Annotated in this window: 19 protein-coding genes; 10 read left to right on the top strand and 9 right to left on the bottom strand. The window is 71.9% G+C overall.

Translation table 11 applies throughout. The annotated features are described in order from the left end of the window. Positions 1 to 13: 13 nt before the first annotated feature. On the bottom strand, positions 14 to 880 hold the full coding sequence (locus ACFY9S_RS13960; RefSeq protein ID WP_391127146.1) for an MHYT domain-containing protein: 867 nt from the start codon (positions 878 to 880) through the stop codon (positions 14 to 16). A gap of 289 nt (positions 881 to 1,169) precedes the next feature. Between ACFY9S_RS13960 and ACFY9S_RS13965 the strand changes: the two genes are divergently transcribed. Both ACFY9S_RS13965 and ACFY9S_RS13970 read left to right on the top strand, forming a co-directional pair. Then, entirely contained in the window at positions 1,170 to 2,042 is an 873-nt protein-coding gene (locus tag ACFY9S_RS13965; RefSeq protein ID WP_391127149.1) for a glycerophosphodiester phosphodiesterase family protein, read from the top strand. Between the two features lie 53 nt (positions 2,043 to 2,095). Further along, a complete protein-coding gene (locus ACFY9S_RS13970) occupies positions 2,096 to 2,650 on the top strand; it encodes a methylated-DNA--[protein]-cysteine S-methyltransferase (RefSeq protein ID WP_391127152.1) in 555 nt (184 codons plus the stop codon). 90 nt (positions 2,651 to 2,740) lie between these two features. Here the strand turns inward: ACFY9S_RS13970 and ACFY9S_RS13975 are convergent, their stop codons facing one another. Beyond that, the gene (locus tag ACFY9S_RS13975; protein ID WP_391127155.1) at positions 2,741 to 3,169 is read right to left on the bottom strand and encodes a VOC family protein; all 429 of its coding nucleotides are present in this window, start codon (positions 3,167 to 3,169) and stop codon (positions 2,741 to 2,743) included. A 109-nt stretch (positions 3,170 to 3,278) separates the two neighbouring features. Between ACFY9S_RS13975 and ACFY9S_RS13980 the strand changes: the two genes are divergently transcribed. Beyond that, complete coding sequence (locus ACFY9S_RS13980) at positions 3,279 to 4,187, top strand: pseudouridine-5'-phosphate glycosidase (protein WP_391127158.1); 909 nt, start codon at positions 3,279 to 3,281, stop codon at positions 4,185 to 4,187. Next, positions 4,184 to 5,158: a PfkB family carbohydrate kinase gene (locus ACFY9S_RS13985; RefSeq protein WP_391127161.1), complete on the top strand. Its 975-nt coding sequence runs from the start codon at positions 4,184 to 4,186 to the stop codon at positions 5,156 to 5,158. Before ACFY9S_RS13980 ends, ACFY9S_RS13985 begins: the two co-directional genes overlap by 4 nt. Before the next feature lie 20 nt (positions 5,159 to 5,178). On the opposite strand, the gene ACFY9S_RS13990 is transcribed toward ACFY9S_RS13985, so the two are convergent. After that, on the bottom strand, positions 5,179 to 5,970 hold the full coding sequence (locus ACFY9S_RS13990) for a methyltransferase (protein WP_391127164.1): 792 nt from the start codon (positions 5,968 to 5,970) through the stop codon (positions 5,179 to 5,181). Between the two features lie 305 nt (positions 5,971 to 6,275). Here ACFY9S_RS13990 and ACFY9S_RS13995 point away from each other — a divergent pair, with 305 nt between their 5' ends. After that, positions 6,276 to 7,403 (top strand): CorA family divalent cation transporter, encoded by a 1,128-nt coding sequence (locus ACFY9S_RS13995; RefSeq protein WP_391127167.1) that lies wholly within the window; start codon positions 6,276 to 6,278, stop codon positions 7,401 to 7,403. A gap of 54 nt (positions 7,404 to 7,457) precedes the next feature. Here ACFY9S_RS13995 and ACFY9S_RS14000 read toward each other — a convergent pair whose 3' ends face one another. Together ACFY9S_RS14000 and ACFY9S_RS14005 are read right to left on the bottom strand one after the other, a co-directional pair. After that, complete coding sequence (locus tag ACFY9S_RS14000) at positions 7,458 to 7,886, bottom strand: CBS domain-containing protein (RefSeq protein ID WP_180989858.1); 429 nt, start codon at positions 7,884 to 7,886, stop codon at positions 7,458 to 7,460. A 172-nt stretch (positions 7,887 to 8,058) separates the two neighbouring features. Next, the gene (locus ACFY9S_RS14005; protein WP_391127170.1) at positions 8,059 to 8,700 is read right to left on the bottom strand and encodes a uridine kinase; all 642 of its coding nucleotides are present in this window, start codon (positions 8,698 to 8,700) and stop codon (positions 8,059 to 8,061) included. Positions 8,701 to 8,824: 124 nt separating this feature from the next. Between ACFY9S_RS14005 and ACFY9S_RS14010 the strand changes: the two genes are divergently transcribed. From ACFY9S_RS14010 to ACFY9S_RS14020, 3 genes are all read left to right on the top strand, one after another. Then, positions 8,825 to 9,523, top strand: coding sequence for a DUF2293 domain-containing protein (locus ACFY9S_RS14010; protein ID WP_391127173.1), 699 nt, complete (start codon positions 8,825 to 8,827; stop codon positions 9,521 to 9,523). 176 nt (positions 9,524 to 9,699) lie between these two features. Further along, on the top strand, positions 9,700 to 10,179 hold the full coding sequence (locus ACFY9S_RS14015) for an anthrone oxygenase family protein (protein WP_391127176.1): 480 nt from the start codon (positions 9,700 to 9,702) through the stop codon (positions 10,177 to 10,179). Positions 10,180 to 10,310: 131 nt separating this feature from the next. After that, positions 10,311 to 11,801 (top strand): glutamate synthase small subunit, encoded by a 1,491-nt coding sequence (locus tag ACFY9S_RS14020; RefSeq protein ID WP_391127179.1) that lies wholly within the window; start codon positions 10,311 to 10,313, stop codon positions 11,799 to 11,801. A gap of 191 nt (positions 11,802 to 11,992) precedes the next feature. Here the strand turns inward: ACFY9S_RS14020 and ACFY9S_RS14025 are convergent, their stop codons facing one another. Then, positions 11,993 to 12,478, bottom strand: a complete 486-nt coding sequence (locus ACFY9S_RS14025) for a carboxymuconolactone decarboxylase family protein (protein ID WP_391127182.1) — start codon at positions 12,476 to 12,478, stop codon at positions 11,993 to 11,995. Positions 12,479 to 12,525: 47 nt separating this feature from the next. Here ACFY9S_RS14025 and ACFY9S_RS14030 point away from each other — a divergent pair, with 47 nt between their 5' ends. Further along, a complete protein-coding gene (locus ACFY9S_RS14030) occupies positions 12,526 to 13,935 on the top strand; it encodes an aminotransferase class I/II-fold pyridoxal phosphate-dependent enzyme (RefSeq protein ID WP_391127185.1) in 1,410 nt (469 codons plus the stop codon). Positions 13,936 to 14,062: 127 nt separating this feature from the next. Here the strand turns inward: ACFY9S_RS14030 and ACFY9S_RS14035 are convergent, their stop codons facing one another. The 3 genes from ACFY9S_RS14035 to ACFY9S_RS14045 form a co-directional block, all read right to left on the bottom strand. Then, positions 14,063 to 14,875 carry an SAM-dependent methyltransferase gene (locus ACFY9S_RS14035; RefSeq protein ID WP_391127188.1) on the bottom strand — a complete coding sequence of 271 codons (813 nt, stop codon included), beginning with the start codon at positions 14,873 to 14,875 and terminating at the stop codon, positions 14,063 to 14,065. 90 nt (positions 14,876 to 14,965) lie between these two features. Beyond that, on the bottom strand, positions 14,966 to 15,220 hold the full coding sequence (locus ACFY9S_RS14040; protein WP_102913846.1) for a DUF397 domain-containing protein: 255 nt from the start codon (positions 15,218 to 15,220) through the stop codon (positions 14,966 to 14,968). After that, positions 15,221 to 16,081, bottom strand: a complete 861-nt coding sequence (locus tag ACFY9S_RS14045) for a Scr1 family TA system antitoxin-like transcriptional regulator (RefSeq protein WP_391127191.1) — start codon at positions 16,079 to 16,081, stop codon at positions 15,221 to 15,223. A gap of 244 nt (positions 16,082 to 16,325) precedes the next feature. Between ACFY9S_RS14045 and ACFY9S_RS14050 the strand changes: the two genes are divergently transcribed. Then, a complete protein-coding gene (locus ACFY9S_RS14050; RefSeq protein WP_391127194.1) occupies positions 16,326 to 16,991 on the top strand; it encodes an ATP-binding protein in 666 nt (221 codons plus the stop codon). Positions 16,992 to 16,999: the final 8 nt, after the last annotated feature.

Raw genomic sequence — 16,999 nt, forward strand, 5'->3', positions numbered from 1 at the left:
CAACGGGCTCTGATCAGCGGTTCTGGGGGGTGCGGGGCCCCCGGTGCTCCACGGTGCGGCGGGGGCGGAACCGCAGGCGGTGGGCGGCGTGGTGGACGTGGGTGTGGGCGGGGATGCCGGGCTTGTGCTCGACGGGGGCGACGGTGGGTTTTCCCATGACCATCAGCGGGTCGAACATCACGACGACGCCCGCGAGGAGCAGGAAGGCGAGCGGGCCGATCAGCATGGGCGCCAGCAGGGCCGCGGGCGACTCTCCCGAAGTGGGTTCGGCCGTGCCGTGCAGATGGACGCTGAGGGCGGCCATGCCGGTGTAGTGCATGCCGCTGACGGCGAGGCCCATGACGAGGCCGGCGCCCACGCTCCACAGGAAGCCTCTGACCTGGCCGGCGGCCCACAGGGCGGCGGTTGCCGCGCCCATGGCGATGGCGACGGAGATGCCGACGGTGACGATGTCGTACTCCAGTTTTCCGTCCAGGCTCATGCTGGCCATGCCGAGGTAGTGCATCGACGCGATGCCGAGGCCCGTGATGGTGCCGCCGGTGAACAGGGCCGCGCCGCGGGCTCCCTTGTAGCCGACGATGAAGATCCCGACACCCACCATGACGATCGCGACGGCCAGGCTCGCGAAGGTCATCGCCTTGTCGTAGTGGATCGGGGTCCCGCGGACCGTGAAGCCGATCATCGCGACGAAGTGCATGGTCCATATGCCGGAGCCGATGGCTGCGGAGCCGAGGGCGAGCCAGCCTGGGCGCCATGAGTGGGTGACGAGCATCGACCGCGTGGTGCAGCGCAGCCCCAGGGCACCACCGAGGCAGGCCATCAAGTAGGCCACGAAGGGTGTGACCAGGCCATAGCTGAATCCGTCGATCGTGCCCTGCATGCGCGGCTGCCCTTCCCGCCCGTGTACGTCCCGCAATTCCTGATGTGCGCCCCCTCCCAGGACCGCACGAGCGGTCAGGGTTGACGCAGAGAGTATGACCCCCACCGGAATGGTCGAACGACTTTCCGGCAAAGAAACACGCCCCTGCCGCAGTTGTGCGGTACCAGTGAGCGGAGTTGGGTCATCTCCGTTCAACGTGTGGCCATCCTGTACCCATCTCGCGTTGACCCTCTGCTGTCACAGTTGTGCTGTCTGTGATGTCGCCGATCGCTCGTCGCGAGGAGTACGCATGCACGCGCGCGCTGTTGCCGCCTCTACCACCGCGCTCCTGGGGACCGCCGCACTGTTGTTCCCCGCCGCCCCCGCACAGGCTGCGGAATTCAGCACGTCGCCGCTGGTCATCGCACACCGGGGGGCCTCCGCGTACGCGCCCGAGAACACCCTGGCCGCCGTGGACAGAGCAGCGGAAATGGGCGTCCGCTGGGTGGAGAACGACGTGCAGCGGACCAGGGACGGCGAGCTGGTCGTTCTTCACGACGACAACCTGCGGCGTACCACCGACGCCGAGGAGGTCTTCCCTGGCCGGTCTCCGTGGAAGGTGAAGGACTTCACCGCCGCGGAGATCGCCCGGCTGGACGCGGGCAGCTGGTTCGGACCCGCGTACGCGGGCGCGCGCGTGCCGACGCTGGAGCAGTTCGTGCACCGTTTGGAGCGGCATCACCAGAAGCTTCTCCTGGAGATCAAGAATCCGGAGCTGTATCCGGGCATCGAGCGGCAGACGCTGAAGGTCCTCAGCAACGAGGGATGGCTCGACCGGTCGCATCTGAAGGGCCGGCTGATCGTGCAGAGCTTCAGCGCGGACAGCGTGCGGACCGTGCACGAGCTGAAACCCGGCGTGAAGACGGGCCTCCTGGGGACTCCGCCGGTGTCGGACCTGCTCGACGTCGCCGAGTTCGCCGACCAGATCAACCCCTCGTACAGTTCGCTCTCCCCGGCGTACGTGTCCTCGGTGCAGGCGTTCGACGGACCGCACGGCAGCCGGCTGGAGGTCTTCGCCTGGACGGTCGACGACGCCAGGACGGCCCGACGAATCGCCGGGTACGGGGTCGACGGGATCATCACGAACAGGCCGGATGTGGTGCGGAAGGCCGTGGGCGGCTGATCCCGGAAGCCGGGCGGGCGGCGTTGTCAGTGGCGGGTCCTACTGTGGGGCGCATGGACAGCCGAGGGCAGGTCGAGCCGCGGATCGTGTGGGCGGTCGTCGAGAGCGGGATCGGGCCGTTGCTGCTGGCCGCGAGCCCGGGCGGCCTCGTCAACGTCGTGTTCCACGCCACGGACCCGGTGCGGGACCGGGCGGTCGAACGGCTGGCGTCGCGGCTCGGCACCGAGCCCGTCGAGGCGCCCGGTTCCCCGCTGCTGGCCGAGGCGATACGTCAGGTCGAGGCCTACTTCGCGGGTGAGCGACGCGACTTCGACCTGCCGCTCGACTGGTCGCTGATCTCCGGCTTCAACCGGAAGGTCCTGCGTGAACTGGCCTCGGGCGTGCCGTTCGGCACGGTCGTCGGGTACGGCGACCTGGCCGGGCGGGTCGGCAGGCCGGGCGCCGCCCAGGCCGTGGGTATGGCGATGGGCGCCAATCCACTGCCGGTGGTGGTGCCCTGTCACCGGGTCGTCGAGAGCGGCGGCGGCATCGGTGGCTTCGGCGGCGGCCTGGAGACCAAGCGGAGGCTGCTCGCCCTCGAAGGGGTGCTTCCCGAGCCGCTCTTCTGATACGGCGCCCCGCAGCCCCGCCAGTCGCCGGGCCGGGCCGCCCGGGGTCGTCATGCTGCCTGTCCGGGTCAGCCGTAGTGCCGGGCCTGGTCAGTCGTAGTGCCTGGCCTCGAAGACGTTGCCGTCCGGATCGCGGAAGTAGAAGCTGCGTGTGGCTTTGCCCCGGGCTCCGAAGGAGCCGTGCGCGAGGTCGGACATCGGTACGGAGTGGTGCGCCAGCCGGCTCAGGAGGGCGTCGAAGTCGCCGCACGGCAGCGACAGACAGACGTGGTTGACCGGGTGCCCCGCACTGTCGGCGGAGCCGGGCAGCATCGTCATGCGCTCCGCGAAGCTCAGCGGCATGAGATCGAGGATGGTCTCGTCGTTGACCCGCACGGACGGGAACGGCACCTCACCAGCCGCGAATTCAGCGAGCCTGACGGCCTCCATGCCGACGGCCTTCTCGTAGAAGTCGGCGGCGGCGAGCGGGTCGCGCACCCAGAGGACGACGTGGTCGAGACGTGCTATGTGGTCCGTCATGCACTCCAGGCTCGTTACGGCGCCGTCGGCCCGCAAGGGTTTGGCCCGGCGCGCCGCCCGCCAGAGATGAGGGAGGGGAACGACTGACCGACCGACAGGAGGCAGGCGCGTGGTGCTGGTGGTGTCCGAGGAAGTGCGGGAGGCGATCGACGCGCGCCGCCCGGTCGTGGCTCTGGAGTCCACGATCATCGCCCATGGGCTGCCACGGCCCCGCAATCTCAAGGTGGCGCTGGAGCTGGAGACTGCCGTGCGGCAGGAGGGCGCGGTGCCCGCCACGATCGCCGTGCTGGACGGGTGTCCTCATGTGGGCCTGGACAAGGAGCAGCTGGAGCGGGTCGCCAACGAGGACGGGATCCGCAAGCTCGGCCACCGTGACCTGCCGCTCGCGGTGGCGTCCGGGGCGAGCGGGGCGACCACGGTGTCGGCGACCGCGCTGCTGGCGGCGCTGGCCGGCGTGCGGGTCTTCGCGACGGGTGGGCTCGGCGGGGTGCACCGGGAGTGGACGCTGACGCAGGACGAGTCGGCCGACCTGGGACTGCTGGCGCGCACGCGCATCACGGTGGTGTGTGCCGGGGTGAAGTCGATCCTGGACGTGCCGGCGACCCTGCAGCGGCTGGAAACGCTGGGTGTCGCGGTGGCCGGTTACGGCACGGACCGGTTCCCCGGGTTCTACCTCTCGGACTCGGGGCATCCGGTGGACTGGACGCTGGGGACGCCGGAGCAGGTGGCGGGCGTCATGGTGGCCCAGGACGCACTGGACGGGCCGGGGTCGGCGCTGATCGTCGCCAACCCCGTCCCCGAGGAAGAGCAGCTCGATCCGGACCTGCACGCACGCGTGCTCGCGGACGCGCTGCGCGCCTGTGAGGAGCAGGGGGTCACCGGCCAGGCGGTCACGCCCTTCCTGCTCGACTATCTGGTGCGGCACACGGACGGCGCCTCCCTGAGCGCCAACCTGGCGGCGGTCCGCGGCAACGTACGCCTGGCGGCGCGGATCGCGGCGGCCTGGGCTCGGGGATGACGGCGGACGGCGGGCCTGGACGGGGAGGCGGAACGGGCTCAGGGGGAACGGACTCCGTGGGTACGGGCGCGGGCCGGGGGTTGCTGGTCGTCGGGGACGTCATCACGGATGTCGTCGCGCGGCACGCGGGGCCGCTCGCGGCCGGCACGGACACGACCGCGTCGATCCGGACGGTGGCGGGCGGTGCGGGCGCCAATGTCGCGTGCTGGGCGGCTCACCGGGGAGCGTCGGATGTACGGCTGCTCGGGCGGGTCGGGACGGATGCGGCTGCCTGGCACGAACGGGAGCTGGCCGCCCAGGGGGTGCGGCCGCAGCTCGTCGTCGACCCGTTGGTGCCGACCGGCACGGTGATCTGCATGGTCGACGGGGGCGCTGCCGCGGAGCGGACGTTCCTCACCGACGGCGGAGCGTCGATGCGGCTCGCACCAGCAGACTGGTCGGACGCGCTGCTCGACGGCGTGGCCAGGCTGCACCTGTCGGGTTACCTCCTGTTCTCCGAGTCGAGCCGGGCTCTGGTGACGGTGGCCCTGACAGCCGCACGCGCGCGTGGAGTGCCGGTGAGTCTTGACCCGGCTTCGGCCGGGTTCCTGGCGGAGCTGGGCGCCGAGCGGTTCCTGGAGCTCGTCGAGGGCGTGGGCGTACTGCTGCCCAGCCGGGACGAGGCGTGCCTGCTGACCGGGCTGGCGGACCCCGCCGAGGCGGCGGCCGAGCTGAGCCTGCGCGTGCCGCTGGTCGTCGCCAAGCAGGGGCACGAGGGAGCAGTCGTGGCACGCTCGGGGAAGGTACGCGCCCGCGTCCCGGCCGCACCGGCGACGCCCCGGGACACGACCGGCGCCGGTGATGCCTTCACCGGCGCGTTCCTCGCCGCCCTGCTCGCGGGCGCCGGGCCGGAGGACGCCGCGGCGGAGGGGTGCCGGGCGGGCGCGCGAGCGGTGGAGCGGGTGGGCGGCCGACCGCCGCTGCCCGGCTGACGACCCTGCCGCTCGCTCTGCTATTGCTTCCGCCCCCACGCCGAGATCATCGGCGCCGTCGTCAGATCGAGCGCGCCGGACGTGACATTCCCGAGGTGCCGGTCGATTTCCTGGTCCGTGGCGAGGCCGGCCGTGACGAGCTGGTCGCGGATCTGCCGGATCGTGGCGGACTCCAGGGCCGCACAGGCCGGCGAGGTGAGGGGGAAGTAGGCGTCGGCCTGGACCCGGGCCAGTCCGGCGTCCCGGAGCAGCCGCGGCAGGGTGCGGCCGCACGGCAGGTCGGTCCCGCGATCGGCGAGCAGACTGCGGAAGCCCTGCCGCAGCCGGTTCGCGAGTTGCTGTTCGGGGCCGTACTCGTCGGGGCAGAGCAGGGGCTGGAGGGTGGGGTCGGCGTCCTCGACGAGGAGGCGGCCGCCGGGGCGCAGCGCCTTGACCATGGACCGCAACGCCCGTCCCCGGTCGGTCACCTGGACGAGGGCGAGGCGGGCGTGCACCAGGTCGAACCCCTCCCCCGGCGGCTCCTGGGCGCCGAGGTCGTGGGCCTTCACCTCGACGGGTGGCCGGGCTGCGGAGGCGAGCCGTGACGTGTCGGTGTCGGTCGCGACGACGCGTCCGGTCGGGCCGACCTTCTTCGCCAGCCAGGACATTACGGTGGTGCCGGCGCCGACTTCCCAGCACCGCCAGCCGGATCCGATGCCGAGCGCTTCGAGGTGCCGGAAGGTCGTGGGATCGAAAAGAGCGGCGAAGGCGCTGAAGTGCTCTGCCGCCTCGGTCTGCCGGTGGTCGAGGAGGTACCCGTCGGTTCGCGTCATGCCACAATCATCCCAGTTGTCCGACTTATCCGTACTCGTCGACGCTCCGGCACGGAACCCCGCTTCGCCCGGGAGACCCGCTTCGGCGCGGAAGGCCGCTTCGGGCGCTTCCCCGCCGAGAACCGCCCGGCACGGGAATGCGTCGACGCACAAGGGCCACGGGCCTCAGAGCGTCGTCCGTCCACAGCCGGGAACCAAGCGGAACGAGTCGTTTCCACAGGCTTACCCGCAGCTCACGCAGGCCTGGCAGACTGGCGCGGCAAGGCGCAGGAACGGCGCGAGAGGTTCCACGCAAGGAGATCCGGATGTCCATGGCAGGGAATCTGCGGAAGGTCACGAGCCTCGGCGGCGTCGGCGGTCTTCGCAGGGTGGCCCGGCTGGCCCGGCGGCGCCCGCGCGTCGACCTGAGTCACCCGGCCCGGTCCCCGCTGGGCTCCTCGGTGGTGAACTGCGTGACGTACCGGGACGGCGTCCGCACCCCCGCGCGCGGCGATCTGGTGGACACCGTGCAGCGGGTGCGCAAGAGCCGGGAGGGCTTCGTCTGGCTCGGTCTGCACGAACCCACCGACCAGGAGTTCGCCGGCATCGCCGAGCTCTTCGACCTGCACCCGCTGGCCGTCGAGGACGCGATCGAGGCTCACCAGCGCCCCAAGCTGGAGCGCTACGACGAGACACTCTTCGCCGTGTTCAAGACGGTCTGCTATGTCGAGCACGAGGAACTGACGGCCACCAGCGAGGTGGTCAACACCGGCGAGATCATGCTGTTCGTCGGCGCCGACTTCGTGATCACGGTGCGGCACGGCCGGCACGGCTCGCTCGGCCCGCTGCGCGAGGAGCTGGAGTCCGATCCCGGCCAGCTGGCCAAGGGCCCGTCGGCGGTACTGCACGCGATCGCGGACCACGTGGTCGACGACTATTTGACCGTCACGGACTCGGTGCAGGGGGTCATCGAGCAGGTCGAGACGGACGTGTTCTCGGAGACCGGCGCGCGGACGGACCCGGGGCGCATCTACCAGCTCAAGCGTGAACTGCTGGAGCTGAAGCGGGCGGTGGTGCCGCTCAGCCGGCCGCTCGAGGATCTCGCCACCCGGCCCATCCGGGCGGTCGACCCGGAGATACAGGCGTACTTCCGTGACGTCTCGGACCATCTGCTGCGGGCGAAGGAGCAGATCGCCGCCTTCGACGAACTGCTGAACTCCATCCTGCAGGCGCACCTCGCGCAGGTGACGGTCGCGCAGAACGAGGACATGCGGAAGATCACGGCGTGGGCCGCGATCGTCGCCGTGCCGACGATGGTCTGCGGGGTCTACGGCATGAACTTCGACCACATGCCGGAACTGCACTGGCGGTACGGCTACGGCATGGTGATCGGCCTGATATCCGTCGCGTGTCTTGCCCTGTACCGGGGGTTCCGGCGCAGCGGCTGGCTCTGAGGCGGGGCGTGACCCGCGAGGGACTCCGGAGCGCCGGCGGGGTGATGAGCGAGGTCAGTGCATGGCGGTCGTGGCGTAGACGCTCTGCGCCCAGGATGCGATCTGGTCCTTCGCGAGGTGCCGGGCCAGGTCGGCTTCGCTGATCATGCCGACCAGGCGCTTGTCCCGGATCACGGGCAGTCTGCGGATCCGGTAGTCCTGCATCTCGCGCAGCACCTCGCCGACATCGGCGTCCGCGTCGATCCAGCGGGGCGTTCCCTTGGCCATCTCGCCTGCCGTGACCCGGGCGGGGTCGTGGCCCATGGCCACGCAGCCGACGACGATGTCGCGGTCGGTGAGGATGCCGCAGAGCCGCTCGTTCTCGTCGCTGATGGGCAGGGCCCCGACGTTCAGTTCGCGCATGAGCTGGGCTGCGCGGTCGAGGGTTTCGTGGGCGGGGATCCACTGGGCGCCGCGGTGCATGATGTCTCCGGCGGTGGTCATGGAGTACCTCCCGGTGCCGGACGGCCGGCGCGGCGCGGGCCGCACCGCGAGTCCCGGCGCCCCTCATTCTCGCCGGGCCGCGCGATGACCGCACACGGAGGCCGGGAGGGGGCCCGCCCAGGCCCGGCCGCAAGCTCGTCATCCGCCCGGCGCCGGGGGTCGAGCCCCTGGCTCAGCCGCCCCACGCCGGGCGGCGCGGATCGTCGGCCCGCACCAGGACGTCCGCCGTCCTCAGCGGGTCGCTCTCGTCCTCGTAGCGCTCGAAGGCCGCGAGGGTCCAGTGCTCCGCCTCGGGGGTGCGGCGGCGCAAAGCGCCCGGGGAGAGGAGGACGTGGACGCTCAGATCGAAGGGGAACCAGTGCCGAAGGAGGAAGGGCCCGTGCAGCAACAGCACGCCGCCCGGCGGGAGTTCGACGTAGGGGCTGCGGGTGGCGCGGTCGGCGGCCGGGTCCCACAGGTCGGGCAGGACGCGGCCGTCGCCGTCGGCTTCGAGCGGGCCGAACACCTCGCGCCACAGGGCGCCGGTGTCGTACCAGCCGCCGTAGTAGGTCTCGACGTCCTGGTGTCCGTATTCGAGCCGTACGGAGGCGGGGCGGAGAAAGCCCTCCGTGCCCACGACGAGCGCCGCGCGGCCGCGTATGCGCAGCGCCTCACTGACGCGGTGGGCGAGGCCTCCCGGGCGGGCGGCGGGGGCCCCGTCGATGGCGATGCGTGGCCAGGGACTGCCGTCGGCGGGCTTCAGGTCGAGCAGGCGTTCGGCGAGCAGGTCGCCGAGCCGTTCCCAGGTGATCGCTTCGAATCGCACACGGCCCATGATGCGTCAGGCCGGGGCAGGAGGCGTCCCGCCCCGGGGGTGCCGTCCAGAGGCGCGGACCGGATCGCCAGGGTCTGTCGTGGCGTGCGTAGTTCGCGCTGCCGTCAGGGGGAATGAACCCCCTATGGTCCCCCGCGCGACGCTTCCGCCTCTCACCGGACTTCTCGTCTTCCAGCCCCTCACGCGGCGGTACTGCGCCGAGTGCCGGCGAGGACCGCTGCCGCTGCTCGTCCTCGAGGACGGCGCCCCCCGCTGCCTCGACTGCGCCGACCTCGGGCATCTGGTGTTCCTGCCGAGCGGCGACACCGCACTGACGCGCAGATCGCGGGAGGAGAGCACGCTGTCGGCGGTGGTCGTGCGGTTCAACCGGCGCAAGAGCCGGTACGAACGGCAGGGAGTGCTGGTCGAGGAGGCGGCGCTCGCGCGGGCCGAGCAGCGGTGTCTCGCGGACGCCGAGGCGCGACGGCGGCGCCGGGTGCGGGACGCGCGGCGGCGGACGGCTCAGGACGCCCTGTTCGCGCAGGCGTTCGCGGCGGAGATACTCCGGCTGTTCCCCGGGTGCCCTGCCGCTCGGGCGCGGGCCATCGCCCTGCACGCCTCGGAGCGGGGCAGCGGGCGGGTGGGCCGCAGCGCGGCGGGGCGTGCGCTGACCGAGAGCGCGGTGGCCTCGGCGGTCGTGGCGTCCGTACGACATCTGGACACGCCGTACGACCGGCTGCTGATGAGCGGCGTGCCCAGACACGAGGCGCGGCGGCGGATCGCGGCGACGGTGGCGGCGGTGCTGCGGGGGTGGACCGAGGCGTCGCTCGGTTCCGCGGGGTGACCGACGTGAGAGGCACCGGGGCGTGCGTCATGCCGTCGGCACGGCCGTTCGATCGCGCGTGGACGTTCGCTTATGCCGCCGCGCCGTTCGGCCATGGTCACCGTGCTCGTACGGGCATTCACTAGGGGCGAGGAAGGGTGCCGGGCGGGATTCCGGCTGGACAGCGGGAGAGAGACATGATCGACGGACCGTATTTCGTGCTGACGGTGCTGGGGGCGCTCGGGACCGGTCTGGTGGCCGGGGTGTTCTGCGGGTTCTCGACTTTCGTGATGCGGGGCCTGGGCATGCTGCCGCCCGCGCAGGGGGTCGCCGCGATGCAGGCGGTCAACGTGGCGGCGGTGACGCTGCCCTTCATGATCGTGTTCCTGGGGTCGGCCGTGCTGTGCGCGGTGATCGCCGTGGTGACGTTCGTGCTGTGGCCGGACGAGGGGACGGTGGAATTGCTGGTGGGCAGCGCGCTGTACCTGTTCGGGTCGTTCGGGCTGACCATGGTCGCGAACGTGCCGCGCAACGACGCCCTGGCCGGGCTGGAGCCGGGCACTCCGGAGGCAGCGGCGTACTGGCCGGTGTACCTGCGCGGGTGGACGCTGTGGAACCACGTCCGCACGGCGGCCTCGGCCGCGGCGGCGCTGGCGTACGTGCTGGCGCTCACCTGACGCCCGTGCCACGCGGCGGGCGGGCACCGGCCGGGAGGCGGACGTATCGTGGCGAAAGAGTGCCGCCGACGAGTGAAGTATGCCGCCCGACGGCACACGGCCTGTCCCACGCGCACGCAAGGAAGACGGCCATGGCCGATCCCAAGGGTTTCCTGACCACACCCCGCCAGGACTGGCCGCGCAGGCCGGTCGAGGAACGGGCGCACGACTGGGACGAGGTCCACGTCCCCGGGGCGCTGCTGCCGATCATCAGCAAACAGGCCGACCGTTGCATGGACTGCGGCATCCCCTTCTGTCACGACGCCTGTCCGCTGGGCAATCTGATCCCCGAGTGGAACGACCTGGTGTCCAGGGAGGACTGGCGGGCGGCCGCCGACCGGCTGCACGCCACGAACAACTTCCCGGAGTTCACCGGCCGGCTGTGCCCCGCGCCGTGTGAGGCGGGCTGTGTGCTGGCGATCAACCAGCCGGCCGTCACCATCAAGAACGTCGAGTGCGCGATCGCCGACCGGGCCTGGGAGGAGGGGTTCGCGCCGCCGAGGCCGCCGGAGCGGCTGTCCGGGAAGACGGTCGCGGTGATCGGCTCGGGCCCGACCGGGTTGGCCGCGGCGCAGCAACTGACGCAGGCCGGGCACACGGTCGCCGTGTACGAGAGGGACGACCGGCTCGGCGGGCTGATGCGGTACGGCATTCCCTCGTTCAAGATGGAGAAGCGTCATCTGGAGCGGCGGCTGGAGCAGATGCGGGCCGAGGGGACGAAGTTCCGGACGTCGACGGCGGTCGGGCGGGACATCGGGGCCGGCGAACTGCGGACCCGCTACGACGCCGTGGTGCTGGCCACGGGGGCGACCGCGTGGCGGGAGCTCCCGGTGCCGGGACGGGAGCTGACGGGTATTCACCAGGCGATGGAGTACCTGCCGCTGGCCAACCGGGTGCGCGAAGGTGATCTGGAGACGTCTCCGCTGTCGGCAGCCGGTCAGCACGTCGTCATCGTCGGCGGCGGCGACACCGGGGCGGACTGCCTGGGCACGGCCGTCCGGGAGGGCGCCGCATCCGTGACCCAGCTGGACATCTACGCCCTGCCGGACGCGGAGCGCGACGAGGACACCGAGCCCTGGCCGACGTATCCGATGCGGATCTACCGGCTGTCCGCCGCCCATGAGGAGGCACGTGACCTGCGGACCGCCCCGGTCGCGGACGCGGATGCGCGGCTGTTCGCGGCGTCCACGCTGCGCTTCGACGGCGACGCGCAGGGGCGGGTGCGCTCGCTGCACCTGGTCGAGGTGGACGCCCGGCGCCGTCCGATGGAAGGCACGGGGCGGACGCTCCCCGCCGACCTCGTGCTGCTGGCCCTCGGCTTCTCCGGGCCGGACCGGGAGGACGGGCTCGTCGACCAGCTGGGGCTGGAGATGGAGCCGCGCGGGACGATCGCGCGGGACTCCGGGTTCGCCACGAACGTGCCCGGGGTCTTCGCCGCGGGGGACGCGGCCCGGGGGCAGTCGCTCATCGTGTGGGCGATCGCCGAGGGGCGGGCGGTGGCCGCGGCCGTCGACCGTCATCTGACGGGCACTGCGAGGCTGCCGACGCCGATCGGGCCGTACGACCGGCCCAAGACGGTGTAGCACCCTGCCGCCGGGCCGCCTTGGGCCGCCGGGCCCGAGGGGCGGGCGGTGGCCGCGGCCGTCGACCGTCATCTGACGGGCACTGCGAGGCTGCCGACGCCGATCGGGCCGTACGACCGGCCCATGGCCGCGTAGCACCCTGCCGCAGGGGCCGCAGGGGCCGCAGGGGCCGCAGGGGCCGCCCACGGATGTCATCGATCGTCCGTCCCCGCGACCTTCCCCGTCGACAGCGCCAGCCGGTTCCAGGTGTTGATCGCGAAGATCAGGGCGAGCACCTGGGCGAGTTCCCGCTCGTCGAACAGTGCGGCGGCGCGCGCGTACACATCGTCCGGGACGCCGGCGTCGGCGATGAGGGTCACCGCGTCGGTGAGGGCGAGAGCCGCCTGCTCCCGTTCGGTGAAGAAGTGACGGGCCTCGCGCCACACGGCGACCATGTGCAGCCGGTCCTCGCTCTCGCCGGCCTTGCGGGCGTCGTTGGTGTGCATGTGCAGGCAGTACGCGCAGTGGTTGAGGTGCGAGGAGCGGATCTGGATCAGCTCGACGAGGGCCGGGTCGATGCCTTCGCGGGCGGCGGCGTCGAAGGCGATGAGGGCCCGGAAGGCCTTCGGGGCGGAGGCGCCGAACTCCGGCCGGGCGGACGTCGGGTGGATGCTGCTCGTGTTCGCGGTCGTCGTCATACCCTTCAAGTTACGAGCTGGAAAGACCCGCTGTAGGGTGCACTTTCATGGTGACATCCTGGGTCAATTCCGCGGAGCGGATCGGGTCCGACCTGCATCTGGAGCTGACCGGGCCGGGCGGCCGGCGGGCGGCGCTGATCAGGGCCCTGCGCGAGGCGGTGCGCAGTGGGCGGCTCGCCCCGGGCACGCGACTGCCGCCGTACCGCTCGCTCGCGGCGGACCTCGGCGTCGCCCGCAACACGGTGGCGGACGCGTACGCGGAGCTCGTCGCGGAGGGCTGGCTCACCGCCCGGCAAGGCTCCGGCACCCGGGTCGCGGAGCGCGCCGAGCCGCTGCGGCCCGCCGCCCGCGTGCCCAAGAAGGCACCACCACGCGCGCGTGGCCCCCGGCACGATCTGACGCAGGGCACACCGGACGTCTCGGCGTTCCCGCGCACCGCCTGGCTGGCCTCCTACCGGCGGGCCCTGCAGCAGGCGCCCAACGAGGTGTTCGGCCCGGGCGACCCCGCCGGCCGGCCGGAACTGCGGGAAGCGCTCACGGAGTACCTGGCACGGGCGCGTGGCGTGCGGACCGAGCCGGGCCGGATCGTGATCTGCTCCGGCTTCGCGCACGCGCTGCGGCTGCTGTTCGGCGGCGTCCTGCGCGGTCCCTTGGCGGTGGAGGCGTACGGGCTCGGGTTCCACCGGCACGTCCTGGCCGCGGCCGGAGTGCGGACGGTACCGCTTCCCCTCGACGAACACGGCGCGCGGATCGACCGGTTGGCGCGCGAGCGGGCCGTGCTGCTCACGCCGGCGCACCAGTTCCCGACCGGCGGCCCGCTGCACCCCACGCGCCGGGCCGCCGTGATCGACTGGGCACGCGCGCGTGACGGTCTGGTGCTGGAGGACGACTACGACGGGGAGTTCCGCTACGACCGCAAGCCGGTCGGCGCCGTCCAGGGGCTCGACCCCGAGCGCGTGATCCACATCGGTTCGGTCAGCAAGAGCCTGTCGCCGGCGGTGCGGCTGGGCTGGATGGTACTGCCGGAGCGGCATGTCGAGGTCGTTCTCGCCGCCAAGGGCGAGCGCGAGGCGTGGGCGAGCGTCCTCGACCAGCTGAGCCTCGCGGACTTCATCGCTTCGGGATCGTACGACCGGCACATACGCCGGATGCGGCAGCGCTACCGCGGCCGCCGGGACCGGCTCGTCGCGGCGCTCGCCGAGCACGCGCCGCACGTCGAGGCCACCGGCATCGCGGCCGGGCTGCACGCCGTGCTGCGGCTGCCGCCCGGCACCGAGGCGTCCGCGGTCAAGGCCGCCGCCTGGCAGGGCGTCGCCCTCGACGGCCTCGCCGCGTTCCGGCACCCGGAGACGGACATGCCGGTGGGCGACGGGCTCGTCGTGGGGTACGCGACCCCCTCCGAGCACGCCTATGGGCCGGCCCTGGAGGCGCTGTGCGGTGCGCTGCCGCCACCGTGACCGGCCCGGGGCCTCCGTGAGTGCTACGGCTTGCGCCCCCGCCCCGTAGGCCCGCGGGCGTACATGAGCACTACGGCTTGCGCCCCACCGCCCCACCGCCCCGTAGGCCCCCCGGCCTCCGCAAGCACTACGGCTTGCGCCCCACCGCCCCGTATCCCGGGATCACCCCGTCGTCCTGCCCGGGCACGGGCTGCCCCAGCTCCGGGTGCCAACGGTGGGGCACCTCGACGCCGGGCTCGACGAGGTCGAGGCCGTCGAAGAAGCGGGTGAACTCCTCGCGGGAGCGCAGGGCCAGGGTGACGCCCGCGGCGCGCAGTTTCTCGGTGGCCGCCTTCGACTCCTCCGGGGTGAAGTCGGCGGTCGCGTGGGTCATCACCAGGTAGCTGCCGGAGGGCAGTTCGGCGAGCAGCCGCCGGACCAGGTCGTGGGCGCCGTCCTCGTCGGAGACGAAGTGCAGCAGCGCGACGAGCGACAGCGCGACGGGCCGGGTGAGGTCCAGGACCTTCCGCGCGCCCTCCAGGATGGCGTCCGGGTCACGCACGTCGGCCTGGAGGTATTCGGTCGCGCCCTCGTCCGTGCCGCGCAGCAGGGCCGCCGCGTGGGCGAGGACGATGGGGTCGTTGTCGCAGTAGACGACCCGGGCGCCGGGCGCGGTCTCCTGGGCGATCTGGTGGAGGTTGGGCTCGGTGGGGATGCCGGTGCCGATGTCCAGGAACTGCCGTACCCCGCTGCCGGCCAGCCAACGCGTGGCCCGGTGCATGAACGCGCGGTTGACCCGGGCCATCACCGGCACCCGCGGGTCGAGGGTGAGCATCTGCCGGCCCATCTCCTCGTCGACCGGGTAGTTGTCCTTGCCTCCGAGGTACCAGTCGTACATCCGCGCGGGATGGGGTCTGGTCGTGTCGATCTGGACGGCCGACGTGGGGTCCTGCCCGGTCATGAGGCACTCCGTAGGGCACAGAGGGTGGTCAATTCAGCACCAGCGATGAATGGCAGCGTAGGACGTCGAGCGGCAGCAGAGGCAATCACGTCAGGACAGCAGGAAGTCCGCCTTCCCCGACTTCGCCCCCTCGATGAAGGCCGTCATCTCGTCGGTGGTGTAGATCAGCGCCGGGCCGTCGGGGTCGGTGGACTGCCGGACGGCGATCCGGCCGTCGGCGAGTTTCATCGCCTCCAGGCAGTTGCCTCCGTTTCCGCCGCTCCACGGCTTGTGCCAGCCCTCGCTGCCCAAGTCACGCGCGGGCATGCCGTTGTAGACGTGTTTGCGCGGCTTGATGCGATCCATTCACAGCTCCTTGCGGAGATCCCGGAGGATCTCCTTCGTGCGATGTGCCGTAGCGGCCTGCGCCGCCATGCGGTCCATGACCTCCAGGTGGGTCGCCACCTCGGTGCGCGCGTCGAGATAGACCGCGCCGGTCAGGTACTCGCTGTAGACCATGTCCGGCAGTTCGGGCATGGCGAATCGGAACAGCACGAACGGCCCGTAGGTCCCCGGGTGCGGCCCGCTGGCGAACGGGGCGATCTGCAGCGTCACGTTGGGCAGCTTCGTGGCGTCGAGCAGCTTGTCGATCTGGGCGCGCATCACCTCCGGGCCGCCGGCCGGGCGACGCAGCACGGTCTCGTCCATCACGACCCACAGTCGGGGCGCGTCCTCGCGGGTGAGCAGGTCCTGGCGCTGCATGCGCAGGGCGACATGACGCTCGATGTCCTCGGGCCGGGTCTGGCCGATGGCGCCCGACCGGAGCACCCCGCGCGCGTAGTCCTCGGTCTGCAGCAGCCCGGGGACGAAGTGGGGCTCGTAACTGCGGATGACGCTTGCCGCGCCCTCCAGGCTCACGTACATCGAGAACCAGCCGGGCAGGATGTCGTGGAAACGCTGCCACCAGCCGGGCCGGTTGGCCTCCTCGGCCAGCTGGACGAAGGCCTCTGCCTCCTCGTCGGAGATTCCGTAGGCCTTGAGGAGCAGTTGCAGATAGGGGATTTTGAGCGCGACCTCGGCCATCTCCATACGGCGGACCGTGGCGGGGGCGACGCGGAGGATGCGCGCGGCCTCCTCGCGCTTCATGCCCGTGCGTTCCCGCAGGTCCAACAGGCGTCGGCCGAGCACGACCTGACCGACCGTCGGTGCGGACCGCGGTTCACTCACGCTCCACCTCCACGAAGAGTTCTGACGAGCCGGCCACGAAGGAACGCTGACAGCCCGGCGGCGCCATTCGAGGATCCCTTTCGAAGAATCGATCCGAACAAACGTTTCGAACGAACCTTCGACGATCTCAACTGGCGCCGCGCCGGGTGCTGTTGCGAGCAGTGTGCCACGGCCTTCCAAACCGTCACCCAGCACTCTGCAATTTTCAGAGTGACACTTGCCAAGTGTTCACGGCGGGGCGATAGTGGCAAGCGTGATTCCGTCCGCCGCGCCCTTAGGAACAGACGCCGCCGCAGGCCCTCCCGGGCTCGGCGCCGCCATGGAAGAGGCCTCCCTCGGGGCCGCTGCCAGGCGCCGGTTCCGTTTCGAGCTGGCCGCACACGCGGGTTCTCCCGCCCAGGCCAGACGCCTGACGCGAGCCCGGCTGACCGGCTGGTCGGTGTGCGAGGACACGTGCGACAGCGCGGCCCTGGTGGTTTCCGAGCTGGTCACCAACGCCATCGTGCACACGGCGAGCACCCACATAGTGTGCGAGCTGCACGACGGTGACGACCTGGTGCGGATAGCCGTGCACGACGAGGGCTGCGCCCCTGGCCAGCCGCACGCCGCGAGCCGGACCCGGCCCGAGGAGGAGCACGGGAGGGGACTGCTTCTCGTCGACGCCCTCTGCCATTCCTGGGGTGCCCACGAGAACGGCCCCGGACTGCTGGTCTGGGCGGAGCTGCCCCGCACGGCGGACACCTCGCACGAGCCGGACGGACCTCGGGGCGACCTGGGCTGGGGCGCCCGACCCAAGCGCGGCCCGTCCGACGACCCGGACGACAGGGACGGGACCCACCGGGCACGGCACACGAGGGGCGTCCCTGGGGTTCCCTCGCAAGAGCGCCGCCGAGAGCGGGGGCACGCGTGAGTCCCGCA

The organism is Streptomyces sp. NPDC012474, from assembly GCF_042955185.1.
Taxonomy (GTDB): domain Bacteria; phylum Actinomycetota; class Actinomycetes; order Streptomycetales; family Streptomycetaceae; genus Streptomyces; species Streptomyces cahuitamycinicus.

Excerpts from the sequence above, each read along its gene's own strand:
- ACFY9S_RS13965 (WP_391127149.1), top strand. The coding sequence starts at position 1,170 with ATGCACGCGCGCGCTGTTGCCGCCTCTACCACCGCGCTCCTGGGGACC.
- ACFY9S_RS14010 (WP_391127173.1), top strand. The coding sequence starts at position 8,825 with ATGGTCCCCCGCGCGACGCTTCCGCCTCTCACCGGACTTCTCGTCTTC.
- ACFY9S_RS14020 (WP_391127179.1), top strand. The coding sequence starts at position 10,311 with ATGGCCGATCCCAAGGGTTTCCTGACCACACCCCGCCAGGACTGGCCG.
- ACFY9S_RS13995 (WP_391127167.1), top strand. The coding sequence starts at position 6,276 with ATGTCCATGGCAGGGAATCTGCGGAAGGTCACGAGCCTCGGCGGCGTC.
- ACFY9S_RS14015 (WP_391127176.1), top strand. The coding sequence starts at position 9,700 with ATGATCGACGGACCGTATTTCGTGCTGACGGTGCTGGGGGCGCTCGGG.
- ACFY9S_RS14030 (WP_391127185.1), top strand. The coding sequence starts at position 12,526 with ATGGTGACATCCTGGGTCAATTCCGCGGAGCGGATCGGGTCCGACCTG.
- ACFY9S_RS14040 (WP_102913846.1), bottom strand. The coding sequence starts at position 15,220 with ATGGATCGCATCAAGCCGCGCAAACACGTCTACAACGGCATGCCCGCG.
- ACFY9S_RS14035 (WP_391127188.1), bottom strand. The coding sequence starts at position 14,875 with ATGACCGGGCAGGACCCCACGTCGGCCGTCCAGATCGACACGACCAGA.
- ACFY9S_RS13960 (WP_391127146.1), bottom strand. The coding sequence starts at position 880 with ATGCAGGGCACGATCGACGGATTCAGCTATGGCCTGGTCACACCCTTC.
- ACFY9S_RS14025 (WP_391127182.1), bottom strand. The coding sequence starts at position 12,478 with ATGACGACGACCGCGAACACGAGCAGCATCCACCCGACGTCCGCCCGG.
- ACFY9S_RS14000 (WP_180989858.1), bottom strand. The coding sequence starts at position 7,886 with ATGACCACCGCCGGAGACATCATGCACCGCGGCGCCCAGTGGATCCCC.
- ACFY9S_RS14005 (WP_391127170.1), bottom strand. The coding sequence starts at position 8,700 with ATGGGCCGTGTGCGATTCGAAGCGATCACCTGGGAACGGCTCGGCGAC.
- ACFY9S_RS13970 (WP_391127152.1), top strand. The coding sequence starts at position 2,096 with ATGGACAGCCGAGGGCAGGTCGAGCCGCGGATCGTGTGGGCGGTCGTC.
- ACFY9S_RS13975 (WP_391127155.1), bottom strand. The coding sequence starts at position 3,169 with ATGACGGACCACATAGCACGTCTCGACCACGTCGTCCTCTGGGTGCGC.
- ACFY9S_RS13985 (WP_391127161.1), top strand. The coding sequence starts at position 4,184 with ATGACGGCGGACGGCGGGCCTGGACGGGGAGGCGGAACGGGCTCAGGG.
- ACFY9S_RS13990 (WP_391127164.1), bottom strand. The coding sequence starts at position 5,970 with ATGACGCGAACCGACGGGTACCTCCTCGACCACCGGCAGACCGAGGCG.